This is a genomic window from Terriglobia bacterium (genome assembly GCA_032252755.1).
GTDB lineage: Bacteria > Acidobacteriota > Terriglobia > Terriglobales > Acidobacteriaceae > JAVUPY01.
The window spans coordinates 1-13,000 of record JAVUPY010000030.1 but is presented as its reverse complement, the minus strand read 5'-3'; the positions used below and the strand labels follow the sequence as shown (position 1 = coordinate 13,000).

The window sequence follows — 13,000 nt, the reverse complement described above, 5'->3', positions numbered from 1 at the left end:
CCTCCGCCGGCCCGCTATTTCGGGATGCAGTCGAACGTCTTCACGCGAGAGGCTGCATTCGACCCGGATACTACGACCGATCCGATCTACCCGCAAGTTGCCGATCCGCTGCTGAAGGGCATCTTGTTTGGCGTTTCGCCCGATCCGTTGCGGAGGATGATGGTATCGAGCATCGGCAACAGCATCAACAACGTCGTCATTGAAAAGCAGACCGACCAGGCGCCGTGGAACAGGCCAGCGTATTTCGTGATCACGTCCGATGACGGCATGAAGACAGAGATGACCAACGCGCTGGTAGCCGCCGGCGCTTCCGAGTCTGACATTTTCACGGAGCCCGTCGCACCCGATCTGGTCAAGCTGGGGCTCGACAGCTCGGCGGACGATCTGGTCACCTACATCCGGTACTCCATGCCGGACGACCCGGTGGCGGGTGAGCGTTGGCGTCAGGAGCTGCCCCTCGCGATCCTCCGCGTCCGCGACATGAGTACGCGGCAGTACAACCATCCACTTCCAGTCCCCAAATACACGGATCGCACGGGGAACTACAACTACGATGAAATCAAGTTGTTGACCGACGACTTCACTGCGCTCCAGAAAGCCGTCCTTGCGAGCTGGGCACAACCAGAGGCGACGCCCCTCTCGTTTTTCAGCGCATACAAGAAACTCGATCTCATCGGGCAGCACTGCCTTGGTTATGATGATCCCTATCCGGTGCCTCGTGGTCCAATGGATTGCCTGGGCGACACGCAGGACGCAGATTACCAGATCAGCCTGTCGGCGCCGATTGACGGTGGCGAGGTGGTCGCCGTGGTCGGAGTGCTCTCCAAGGAAACGGGGAACGCGACCTACACGAGCCTGTCGGTGAACTGGTTCCCTGAGCTCATCGGAGTTGCGAATATCGATGACAAGGATCTCAAAGGAAGCGCCGAGGACTTCGGTACAGCGAATTCCGACCTGTTTTATGTGTATTACGTGGCTCGTGACTGTACCGGACTGACTCATTGTCGCGAGATTTCGAAGAAGCTGGTGCCGGCCGGCGAGCTCATCAAATTCATACAGCGCAATTACATCAATCCGGGCTCGAGCAACGGACCGGATCCGAAATACATTCTCAACCCCGTCATGATCGTTCTCAACGGAACGAATCGGCCGACGATGTAGTGAGAAGATTCGGCGAGAGTCCGCCGGTCTGAACGCGGTCGTCACGCTGGCTCGCTCGAATCTGTGAAGGTGGCAGGGCAAATGACTAAGTCAAGGAACGGGTGACTAATTCAGGTACGAGGCAGCGTGGAGGGCTACAAGCTTGGCAACCTCGAACCAAGGAGAACTGCAATGAAGATGCAACTTCCTTTCACTCTTGCGCTGGTCTGGCTCAGCCTGGCGCCCTCGGCCGTTTCACAAAATCTCAATGCCGGGCAAATTGAGCGTACTGCGCAGCAGCTCACGCAGGCGCTGCTAGAGCGAGGTTTTGAGGTTAACCGCGGCTATGTCAAACTTTGGACAATTGAAGATTGTCAATATACCTTTGACCGGATTGGGTTGTGCTTGGGCAACAATCCGGCGGCGCCTTATGTCGTCGTTGCCGCGCCGCCGTGGCCGGATGAGCCCACGATCGCGCAGATCAGGACTGTATGGGGGCCGTCCCCAACGAAGTACGAAGATGTGTTTCGCTTCGATCCACGGGAGGCGCTAATCCTTCTTGTACAAATGCCTCCGCCGGCGCGGTTTTTCTCTGAGGAGAGCTGGATGTTTACGCGGCAGGGGACGTACAACACTGAAAGTGACACCTATAAAAATATGGTTGCTCTGGTACAAACGGGAGTTCTTCCCGACTTCACTCTGCCCATATTTTTCAGGCAAGTTCCTCTCCGCGAGGATATTCCCGAGCGGGTCCTTGTTGGCGCCAGCCTGAGCAACCCAATTAACAATGTGGTTATTGAAAGGCAGGCCAAGACAGCCTTTGGCCAGCAGCGTTATTTCATCGTCACCCCAGACGCTAACATGGACACGGCAATTCGTAGTGCGTTTGCCGGGATCGCGGTAGGGAAAGACGCCATCTTCACCGAGCAGATCCCTTCCAACCTGAATCTCGGTCTCGATCTGGCTTCGGATGATTTCGTCACTTGGTTTCGATACGCGCAGCCGGACGACGGTGGCACACCCGGGACTCCCTCGTACATCTGGAGAAAGAACCTGCCGATTGCCGTACTGCGAGTCAGGCACACCGATCACTCACCTCAGTCGTATCCAGCGTTCACGACGAAACAGCTCGAAACCAGAACGGCTTTCGATGAATCCACGTTCAAGTCCGATCTGAATAGCCTTGTTTCAGCCGTCAGCAGCAAATGGGGACAGCCTTGCAGCGAGTCCGATTGTTCCGACGTGGGAGCAGTGAAGTTTATGGATCTTCAGACCGACCCCATTTCGATGGTTGGACCGCTCTGCACCCTCATCGGGGAGAACTGCCTATTGGACCAGTGGGATGCGGCCCTTCAATTGTATGGCCGCGAGCCAGTCGACCATGGGGAGGTCTATGCCGTAGCCGGCACGCTCGGAACAAGGACTGGGAACGCTACCTATGTTGGTCTCAGCATCAATAAAGTTTCGCAATTCGTGGGGGTAGCGAATCTGTCCGAGGAGGTCCTCCAGGACACCGCCAATGCATACTCGGGAGTAGTAACCGGCAATAAGTGCCCGGCAGTAAACCATACGCAGACCGCCGATTGCTTGTTTCTTTATTACTTCACGCGAGACTGTTCGGTTGTCAAAAACGTAACCGGCGAGACGAACTGTTTCGAGATCGACGAAAAGATGGTCCCGTCGGGGAAAAACGATTCCATCGCGTTCGGCTTACGCGATTACCTCCGGCCCGGGACGGAACGGGGACCTGACTCGTCACACGTTCTGCCTACGATGGTGATCAGGGTTCGTTGAGGTTTTGTAACTGTGCCGGTCACCGTGGCGAGCAGCAACGGCGGCAGCTAGCTGTGGACCGCTCGTGACCTGAGGCGGGTCGAGTTGGCCAGCGGCGGCCGCCTGCCTTGGCAGACCGCGGCGCCGCGTAACGGCAAAAGAGGGTCTCAATGAGAGCACAGCAAATGCCCCGCGTCCTTCTGGTGGACGACCATGCTGCCATCCGCCACGAGTTAGCGCTGGTGCTAACCGAAGAAGGCATTGGCGAGTGCCGCGAGGCCGCGGGACGGGATGAGGCGCTCGCTGCCGCAGCCGGAGAACTGCCGGACCTCGCGTTGGTAGACCTCTCGCCCGGCACCGAAGATGCGCTGAAACTGGTGGCTGAGCTATGCGCGCGCAACGTCCCGGTGCTGGTCTGCTCGACACACGAAGGACCCGGTTTTGTGCGGCGGGCGCTGGCGGCAGGCGCCCGCGGCTACATCACCAAGCGCGAGGCACCGCGGGAGCTGGCACGCGCGGTGCGTGATGTGCTGGACGGCTGGATGCTGATCAGCCCACGCGCGGCGGAGGGGTTGCGCTAGAACTTCACGGACGGATTGTCGGCAAACGACAGTCGGCAAACGGTCAGTTAATAGTTAAGCAACAGCCATGGCGGGGAGGGAACAACTATGACAAACGCAATTTCAACGCATGGAAACTTATTACTCATTGCGGCGCTTCTGGGTGCACTTCCACTGGCAACCACGGCGCAAAGCGGCATCGCGACGCAAAAGGGCCAGCAGGAGAGTGTGGTAGTACCTGTTATGGATGAGTTCACGCAGGCGCTGGTCAGTAACCTCACGGCGCACGGCTTTCAGGTCAGCCAGGGCTACCCGAAGCTTTACACTCAGCAGGACTGTATTGACCATACCTACCCAACGCTAAAGAACTGCTTCGGCGCCAACCCTGCAGCCCCGTATGTAATGCCGGTGGTGAAGTCATGGCCGGATGAATACGTAGACCCGGCAGTAGTGAATGCGTTCGTCGAAACAAATCCCGGGTACAGCGCGACATTCCGGCTCGATCCAGGAGAGGCGATCATGATATACGGCCAGATGCCGCCTCCAGGCCGATACATGGGGCTGCAGACATGGGAGTTCAGCCAACATGGAAATTGGAAGCCCAAGGATTACAACCAATGGGCGAATACGCCGGATCTCCCTTACGAAATGCAATACCTGTTCGACACAATCCCGCCCAATTTCCCGCAGTCTCACCGCATCATCAGCTTCACGGCCCTCGGGGATGTCATCAACAACGTGGTCATGGAGCGGAAATCGGGTGAGAATCCATTTGGGCAGACCCAGTACTTCATCATCACCCCAAGCGCCGCGACGGACAATGCTGTCCGCCTTGCGTTGCAGGCTCAGGGGGTTCCAGACGCCCACATCTTCACCGAGCAGATCCCCAGTAGGGATGATATCGGTCCTATCGGGCCGATCGGAATGGGCAAGAATACTATCGACTTCGTCACCGCGTTCCGTTACGCCGTTGCCGACGACCCGACCGCCGCGAATGAATGGCGATCGACGCTTCCGCTTACGGTATTGCGCGTGCGCGCCCCTGCTTCACTTGGCCCCCTGCAAGGCTACAAGTCGCTGATCTTTGAACCGCGAACAGCTATTAGCGAAGACTACCTGGCCGGGGACCTGCGAGATCTTGTCGATGCGGTATGCAGCGACGTCACCAGTAATGCGAACCTTACGAGCACAGACTGCGTTCAGGCGCTGCCTGCGTCCTCGTTCATGCCGGACCTGGTGCGGGACTACGGGTGGATCGGGCCGTACTGCCGCGAGATTGGTATGGACTGCCAAGGCGACCAGCAAGAGGCGGCATATTACTTTTCAGCGCCCCGCTCGCTCGACTCCGGGCAGGTCTACGCGATAGTCGGCACACTCGCCACCGAAACCGGCAACGCAACCTACGTGGGCTTGTCAGCCAACGATGCCTCCATGATGTCGGGTGTCGCGAACGTTCTGGACACGGGCCTCAAAGGCTCAGCGGACTCCTATACAGACACCGTGGGCGACACCGGCAAGTTCTTCGTGCATTACTTTACCAGGGACTGCACCGTGCTAAACAACGTGCCCGGGGGGACTGCGAACTGCACCGGAATATCCGAGGACATGCTGCCGCCGATTGGCAACACGAGCGCGCCAGGAGACCCGGCCCTGCACGGCATGCTCGTCGTGGGGCTGCGCGACTACATCGCTCCGGGAACCGAACGCGGCCCAGAGAATACGAAACTGCTAAGACCAATAATCCTCACGTTCACGCAGCCATAGCCGACTGCTGCGAGTATGTTGGGACGCTGAGAGGCAGCCCTGGAGACGCGAATACTTACCACCGCCACGGCGTGGAGGGAACGACAATGACAAAAGCAATTTCAACGCTCGAACACTTATTGGCGTTCGCGGTGTTTCTGGGGGCGCTTCCACTCGCAACGCCCGCGCAATAAGGGTCACTTTGCGTCGGATCAGCAGTTCAGCCATTTCAATTCGGCTGCTGAACGCGAAACAGAGAGAGGGTTCGTGCTATGACACGTCGATTTTTGGTCACGGGAGTGCTGGTGTGCGCTGTGCTCCTTATAGGCAGTGTGAAGGTGAAATCGTCTACGATGGCGGATGAAACCATCGCCGGCCAGGATGGACGGGCGATCCTTCAACTCATCTATCAGTACAGCTACACATTCGATGGAAGAGATTTGGACGGCTTTATATCGCTGTTCACGGAAGATGCGCTCTGGGAAGCCTACGATGCGGGGGCAGCGACCCCTACGGTCTCGTTGCACGGAACTGAACAACTGCGCAGTGTCATTGCGATGCAGATGAACGACCAAATCAGCAAGGGCATCCAATCACGGCATTTTCAGACGAACACAATTCTCACTCGATTGGCGAGAGATCGCGTGCAGGCGATCACCATGATCATGGTCACCTGGCAGCAGGGGTCGCAACCGGCCACTATAGTCCACACTGGTTTTTACCGGGACGAATTCACCCGGCAAGGCGCGGAATGGAAATTCGTCAAGCGCCAGGCATATCTTGACTAGCCCCGGCCGTAGGACTTATGCAAGGTCCTGGCTCTTATCACGGTCGCGCTATTGTAGGTCGGGTTCATCACGACCCCCGGGTGTGCACAGATGCCATAGTGCACTTCCAAAGAACATGGCCCCAATATCTTCTCGGCTGGTCGCATGATCTGCTGATCTCGACGTTGATGATCTTCTTTATCTCAGTTGCGATGCGCTCTCCAAATATGGAGCTTTTGGGAAAGATCGTCGATGCAAAGCAAATTCCTAGCCGAAGGCAGTCCATACCCACGATAGGCCACGAGATTCCAGTCGAAATGCCGACATTTCGGTTCGAATCGATTACTCGATGAGCGGTTAAGTAAGAATGTGCAGCTCAAACTTCGAGTACCTCAGTGATTTCGTTCGAAACGGGCCAGATGAGACAAATTGCTGCGCGTTGTCCGAGGATTATCTGAATGTCTTTGCAGCAATACCCGAAGCCTCCTTGCGTACGAGGCGCAGGTCTCTGAAGTCAAAGGCCGGAGCCTCGAAAGGCGACAATCGCTTCATGCCTGCACTCTTTGCGGTTCCCGACGAGTCAAGGTGGAATTCTATAAGCGCGTCTCCCTGAAGCAATCGATCATCCCAACGCACCTTGAATGTGTTTTCGCACCATGGGTGAAGCTCACCGTGAAGACTGGGTGTCTTTTCAAATTGAACGAGCAGCCTGTGCTCAGAACTCCGGAACAATACGTCCCCATACCAAGGATCCTCAAACGTACCCTCATATCTTTTGTGGTCGACTACACGGTCTTGTCCAAATGTTCTCGTGGCAAGTAAGGCCGCTAACTTGGCTTGTGTTTGTTGACGATCAGATTCTGCAGATTCGGTGAATAGCGTCAGCCAATCAATGTCACTCATCCCGAGAAATCTATCGAGGACATAGTTCGTGATCGCCTCGAAGGCCTCGTCCTGCTCCTGATTTGTCAGTACCGCGACGCCAAACTTGCGTGAGGGTACCAGCGTCATCTTCGAAGTAAATCCTGGGAATTCACCGGTGTGCCACACTAATCTTTCGCCGCGATAATTCGACAAGAACCACCCTGATCCGTACGACAGCTGGCCGTATTGGAGCTTGTCGGCCGGCGTCGCGGATGAGTCCAGCGGGATTTGCACTTGCGGCCTCCACATCCTTTCCTGTGCGACCTTCGTATAGAGGCGGCGTACGGTCCCTGACGGTGTATGGCAGAGACCCCCATTCAGATGCAGGCGCATCCACGACAGCATGTCTGTGGCGCTGGAATAGATTCCTCCGGCTCCGGGGTTGTTGTTCCAAATAAGCGGTGGTACCGGTCTCAGCATGCTGTCGAGTTCCCGGTACCCCGTTGCGACATTTCCGCTGGCATTCAATCCTTCGGCATTCACGCGAGATGACGTCATGCCCAGAGGGGCGAAGATCCTCTCGGACACAAAGTCGGTGTACGGTTGTCCGGATACCTTCTTAATCAACAGCGCTCCAGCAGCGTAAAGTACATTTTCATAGGCGAATTTACTTCCGAACGGTGCGACTTCCGGCAATGCGCGAATCCGATCGACGACCTCTGCGAGCGTGTAAGTGGTTGGCGGGAAGAACAGAAGGTCCCCTGCGTGTGCCGGCAAGCCGCTCTTGTGCGATAGCAGATCGCCGATCTTCATCTCCTGGGTGGCCTCCAGGCTGCTGAGTCCGAAAAACGGCAAGTAGTCGACCACACGATCCTGCGCCTTCAGCCGTCCTTCACTCTCCAGCATGGCGAAACAGGTTCCAGTAAATGGCTTGGTATTCGAGGCAAGTGAAAACAGCGTGTTTTCCTCGACTGGTGCTCTCGTTGTCACATCGCGTACGCCAAATCCTTGGCAGAACAGCGTGTCGTCGCCGAGCACGATAGCGACCGCAGCGCCGGGAACGTGGAACCGAGCCATGACGTCTCCGATGTACTGCGATAGACCCCGTAGTCTATGGGAGTAGCTAGTCGGGGTTGCGGGCGTGCAGAAGGAAATCCGAGCTTTAGCGGACAGGAGCAGGGGCGTTGCCTTCAGCAGGTCGCGACGGTTCATGGAGACTAGATTACAGTCGCCACTTTCCATGCGGCGATTGCGGGGCGTCCGGCCTCGGCGCCCGTGGGCTCCAAATGGCTGACTGAGCGAAGGTTAGGCTCTTTGACCGGATTAGTCCCCGCAAACGCCGATGTAGCCGGGAGGGATTTTCGATTGTTGCATAATCTCGCTCGCGCCCGCTGAGCACTCTAGCATCCGATTGATGGGCGAAGCTCTCCCCGCCTCGTGTTGCTGTCGAAGGACGGCCAAACCTGGAAATGAGCCCTACAAGGGGTATCAACAGGCCGTTCAACTGACACGTGCTGCGTGATGACCCCGAATCCATTTGACGACGTGTTCAAGTTGGCCGTCCACCTTCTCCCGTCGTTCGCGCCAATTGAACTCGAACAGTTCGTCTGGTTCCATCGGCGTTCCTTCCAGCACCAGCCCGTTCCATGTGTAGTACGCCCCCGTTGGCATCGCCAACCGAAATCCCTTGCCGACTTTGACGGAAGTTGCGGAGAGGAGACGACCACGCCGTCGGCGCGCGCCCCCGGTTCGAGCCGCGTCGTGCTGAGCTTGTAATCGCGTATCTCCATCTGATCGGAGAGAATACCCTTACTCTTCTTCGATTTCTTTTTGTCCGGTTTGCGCCCGTCAATCTGGATCTGTGGCGGCACAATCTCGACCGAGGCGTCCGAGTTGTTAAAGATCGAGTAAGCGACCACCGTCTCGTTCTTCCACTGCCGGACACCGCCAACCGATGTTTCGATTTGGCGGCCCTCCCACTTCGTCCACTCAGGAGCATTGATCTGCGCCTGTTGCGCGAACACCTCGTCGAGAGCCGATCTGGGCGCATTGCTGGAATTGGTTGTCAGTCCGGCCGGACGCGAACTCATCTTCCGCTCCCGGCCTTTGTCCGTGGTCTTCTGCGCTATCGGTCCAGGCGTATCGCCAGCAACCAGAAAACTGCGCGTCGTACGGTACTCGATCAGGAAGTCAACCGGGGGCGTGTCGCTTGCGGCGCTCGCGCCCGCGCTGATCAACTCAATCGTCACATGTTGGCCGGACTTGGTTGCGATTAGTAGATTCGATTGCGCCGGTTCCTTGGTGATGGGTTTGACGTAGACGTACTGCGGCTCGCCCTCGTTGTGCTCGGCCTTGAATGCGCCCGGACTGCCCAGGATCACGGAAGTGACCTCCTCGGGCATCCGGATCGACGACTCGAACTCCGGGCGCAGATTGAGGATCGTCACCTCCCTCGGATCAATCGTGAGCGTGGCGACCCTCGCAGGTACAGCGTGATCCGCTGCAAGCACCGGCAGTGAAAGCAACATCACCGCCAGGAACACCTCGTAATGTCTCATTACTCCTTCCTCCTTCGCACACCTGTCGATGCACGTTTGCGCATCGTGTATTTCTCCCGAACGGCCTCGACGTAGGCCACTACATCCGGGTTGCTATAGTTCAATCGCTTTTCGGCAATCCAGCGATCGCCCGCGTAGTAGGCGGCCGATACCAGCCTCATGTCGCCATGAAACTCCCACATCAGCGCCGTGACGTAACGTGTCCCCGCCGCGATGTTTTCTTCCACGTCGAATGGATGATTGGCTCCGTAACGCCGCGCCGTCGCCGGCATCAGTTGCATCAGCCCCATCGCGCCCTTGTCCGAGACGGCGAGTGGATTCCAGCGCGATTCAACATCGATCAACGCGGCGATCAACTCTGGCGGCACTCGGTAGTGAGCCGCGTAAAGGCGCACGCATCGTTCCGCCTGAGATGCGTCCGGCTGCGCACGAGCGCAAGGCAGCGTGGCAAAGAACAGAAGAAAGAGAGGCAGGATTCTCTTCGTCATTCCGTCGCCTCCGGAACTGTGAGCCTGGCGGCGAACCGCGCGCCATCGTCGAGCAGGCTCTTGAACCCTTCGCGCAAGAGCAGGTGACGGCGGTCCTTCTCCGTCTTCGCCAGGAACGGCAACAGCACGTCGCGCAGGTCTTCCGTCACGTGATCTGTGCCAAGCAACCGAAGTGCGTTGGCGAAGTCGATCATCTCCGAGACCGACGGCGGCTTTTCGAGGGAATAATTGCGGAACGAAAGCGCAATGCCCGCCATTTCTTGATGGAATCTCTCGTCCGCGTCGGGCGTTCGGCTGGCGATGATCTCCGCTTCGCGGGCTGGCGTAGGATGCTCGACGCGCACGTAGAGGCTGCGCCGGCGGATGGGATCGCCCAACCGGCGTTCCTCGTTGCTGGTCAGTACGACAAAGGGAATGCTCTTGGCTTCAACCGTGCCGAACTCGGGGATCGACAACTGCCAGGCAGAAAGAATCTCAAGCAACATGGCCTCGAAACCCTCGTCCACCTTGTCCAATTCGTCAATAAGGAGAACGCACGGCCGCTCGCATTCAAGCGCGCGCATCAGGGGACCCGCCCGGAAGAAATCGCGCCCTTTGAGGCTCGCCTGCACGCTCTGCCAGTCGGCGTGCTCGCCCCGCGCGAATTCCATATAGAGCCGCTGCAACCCCTCGTCGAACTTCCCGATGGCCTGGTCCTCAGTCACGCCCCGGTAGCACTGCAGCCGCTCGATATGCGTCCCGGCTGCTTTGGCGACCGAGACGGCAAGCTGGGTCTTGCCGCTTCCAGCGGGCCCTTCGAGCAGCAGCGGCTTCTGCATTCGCGCCGCCAAATAGACGACCTTGACCATCACCGGATCGATGAAATAGCCGGTTGCCTTGAGCCGATTCGTCAGATCCTCGTTGGACTTAAACATGCAGATGCCTCCACGAATGCAGTTGGAGGATCAATTAAGATCAAAACTCGGTCAAATTCGCGAACGATCAGGCCCGCCGGAGAACTTGGCGAATTGTCAATTTCTGGAGCACGCCGTTTGCAGGGAATCAATTGATTCCCTGCAAACGGCGGTGTACACGTTGCGCGATTCGTTCAGGAATCCGTATTGAGGTGTAACCCCGCTTGGCTCTGGTCCGTTGGCGAGAGAGCCGGATCACTCCCGGTTCCTGGCTGAAAAGCCGCCGTATGGTGTTTTCGCTGAAGAACCAGAGCTTCGCCAATTCCGACACGGTGTAGTGCCTTTCAAGAGTGGGAACACCAAACGCGGTTTGCTGGCTAGGAGCCAGAGATGCACTTTCCAGTTGTGGCTGAAGTTCCATATCGCACCTCAGATGTTGCGCAGGCTATACAAAAAATGCGTGGTCGATTCCGGCGGGAACAGGACCGCCGCGATCGGCTTTTAACCCGCGAGAGTCACTTGTAGCCCCGACTCCGGATTCGGTCAAATTGTCTATTGAATGAATGGAAGCGCTGAACTCGCATTCCTTATGCTGTGGCTTTCGACTTCCTGTCGGAGTGGATCAGCTGCCAGCCCGTTCGATTCACCGGACGCGAGGAAACGGTAGGGGGGCTTTCTGGCCCCTTTCCGGTTGGTGTACCAACGTTCCAGGCGTTGCGAACACTTGCCTGCAGCTGAATCTGCCTGGCCTTCACGAAGGGCGCGTAGCTCTTTTCCGTGATCTTAACCGACGCGTGGCCGAGCAAGAGCGAAACCTGATCGATGGGTACGCCGGCGAGCAGCATCTCCACGGCGAAAGTGTCGCGGAACATGTGGGGATGGCATCGCTTTCTTTCGCCGTCGGCTGTTCTGATATCCGCCGATTTGAATAGGCGGCGATAACTCCGTTGCCAATCGGCAACAGCGCTTTTCGGATCTCCATTGCCGCTCCAGAAGAAGTAGCGGGGATTCGGCTTGGGGCCGGGTGGAATGTCTTCGAGCGCTTCCACTACTTGCGGGGGGAGCGGCACATAGACAGGAGTCCCGGTCTTTGCCTGATAGAGCAGAAGACTATCGCCATTTAGGCGATGCCGTTCGAGAGTCACCGCATCGCGGATGCGTAGCCCGCTCCAACGCATCAGCAGGGTCATGGTGCGAAGCCTTGTCTGATTCGCCTTTACATCTCCGCCTCCGCGATCGCCCCGGCGGATGTAGGTTGCGGCGATGATCCGCTCGAATTCGTCAGGTGGGAAGTAGTCGGTCGGGATCTGCACGACCTTGATCTTCCCGAGACCGATGGCGGGATTCTCGGTGAGGTAGCGGCGTCGTACGCAGGCCCAAAAGAACCCAATCACGCGGCTCTGCTTTTTCTGCTTGGCGAGGGGACCGTCTTCCCAGGTGTTGCGGAAGTTCAGCAGAGTGTCCAGCTCCAGTTCATCCAGATATTCGATCCCCTCGATGCGCGTCCAGACCAGAAACTGTTTGCGGAAGATGGTTTCGAGTTTCTTGAGGGTCGAGGTTTCGACGCTGCGGCTGACGGCATCGGCCAGGTATGCTTCCACTGCTTGCGCCACCGTAACCCTTGGCCGCGGTTTGGGTACGCGTGGCTCAGGGACTTCCGTCCGGGACGCCGGCGGAGGATCGGCCGGAGTGGGAATTGGCGGCGCCGAACCGGCCGCCACCGCGGTGCCGAAAGGCGGCAGGCCGTTGATGAGCGCCTCCTCAAGCTTGACGCGCACGTCTTCGGCCTCGGCCCATTGGCGGGTTTTGGCACTCTGGCGAAAGTAATATCCGTTGACCTGGCCGCCGACCCACTTGGGGCAATTGCAGCGTCGGCAGGCACGGTCTCTTGAAAATCTGCAGGTGGTGGAGTGGCGGGTAAAGACAGAAAGCAGCATCGGGCTCCCACTTCTTCAGGTGAGATTGCCCGCAGAACGGAAGTCGGTCAAAAGGCGCAACGTACAAATTACGTACAAAACTGCGCTTCAATTTTCCCTATGGAAGATAAGCTACTGAAAATAAGTAACTTATAGTTGGTGGAGGCGGCGGGAGTCGAACCCGCGTCCGAAATCGTTGTCAGCCGGGAGAATCCATGCTCAGTCCGGTTCCGAAGATTTCACTTCTGGCGCTCAGAACGGACAAGATGCGACAGAAGCTAGTCCGATGATCTTGCGC

The 13,000-nt window shown here is 57.6% G+C and carries 10 protein-coding genes and 1 other RNA gene; 5 read left to right on the top strand and 6 right to left on the bottom strand.

Going from position 1 to position 13,000, the window contains the following annotated elements; all coding sequences use genetic code 11:
• From ROO76_07720 to ROO76_07700, 5 genes are all read left to right on the top strand, one after another.
• Positions 1-1,161: hypothetical protein (locus ROO76_07720; GenBank protein ID MDT8068041.1), on the top strand; the 1,161-nt coding region annotated here is incomplete at its 5' end.
• 171 nt (positions 1,162-1,332) lie between these two features.
• Complete coding sequence (locus ROO76_07715; GenBank protein ID MDT8068040.1) at positions 1,333-2,934, top strand: hypothetical protein; 1,602 nt, start codon at positions 1,333-1,335, stop codon at positions 2,932-2,934.
• A gap of 149 nt (positions 2,935-3,083) precedes the next feature.
• Positions 3,084-3,494 (top strand): response regulator transcription factor, encoded by a 411-nt coding sequence (locus ROO76_07710; protein MDT8068039.1) that lies wholly within the window; start codon positions 3,084-3,086, stop codon positions 3,492-3,494.
• 87 nt (positions 3,495-3,581) lie between these two features.
• Positions 3,582-5,237 carry a hypothetical protein gene (locus ROO76_07705; protein ID MDT8068038.1) on the top strand — a complete coding sequence of 552 codons (1,656 nt, stop codon included), beginning with the start codon at positions 3,582-3,584 and terminating at the stop codon, positions 5,235-5,237.
• 251 nt (positions 5,238-5,488) lie between these two features.
• On the top strand, positions 5,489-6,004 hold the full coding sequence (locus tag ROO76_07700) for a nuclear transport factor 2 family protein (protein MDT8068037.1): 516 nt from the start codon (positions 5,489-5,491) through the stop codon (positions 6,002-6,004).
• 429 nt (positions 6,005-6,433) lie between these two features.
• Here the strand turns inward: ROO76_07700 and ROO76_07695 are convergent, their stop codons facing one another.
• The 6 genes from ROO76_07695 to ssrA all read right to left on the bottom strand — a co-directional run.
• The gene (locus ROO76_07695) at positions 6,434-8,059 is read right to left on the bottom strand and encodes a serine hydrolase (protein MDT8068036.1); all 1,626 of its coding nucleotides are present in this window, start codon (positions 8,057-8,059) and stop codon (positions 6,434-6,436) included.
• Positions 8,060-8,247: 188 nt separating this feature from the next.
• Complete coding sequence (locus tag ROO76_07690) at positions 8,248-9,405, bottom strand: hypothetical protein (protein MDT8068035.1); 1,158 nt, start codon at positions 9,403-9,405, stop codon at positions 8,248-8,250.
• Positions 9,405-9,893 (bottom strand): lytic transglycosylase domain-containing protein, encoded by a 489-nt coding sequence (locus ROO76_07685; protein MDT8068034.1) that lies wholly within the window; start codon positions 9,891-9,893, stop codon positions 9,405-9,407. The genes ROO76_07690 and ROO76_07685 overlap by 1 nt, the downstream gene beginning before the upstream one ends.
• A complete protein-coding gene (locus ROO76_07680; GenBank protein MDT8068033.1) occupies positions 9,890-10,807 on the bottom strand; it encodes a MoxR family ATPase in 918 nt (305 codons plus the stop codon). The genes ROO76_07685 and ROO76_07680 overlap by 4 nt, the downstream gene beginning before the upstream one ends.
• A gap of 566 nt (positions 10,808-11,373) precedes the next feature.
• Positions 11,374-12,723, bottom strand: a complete 1,350-nt coding sequence (locus tag ROO76_07675; protein MDT8068032.1) for a tyrosine-type recombinase/integrase — start codon at positions 12,721-12,723, stop codon at positions 11,374-11,376.
• Between the two features lie 136 nt (positions 12,724-12,859).
• Positions 12,860-13,000: a transfer-messenger RNA gene (gene ssrA, locus ROO76_07670) on the bottom strand; the annotation flags it as partial.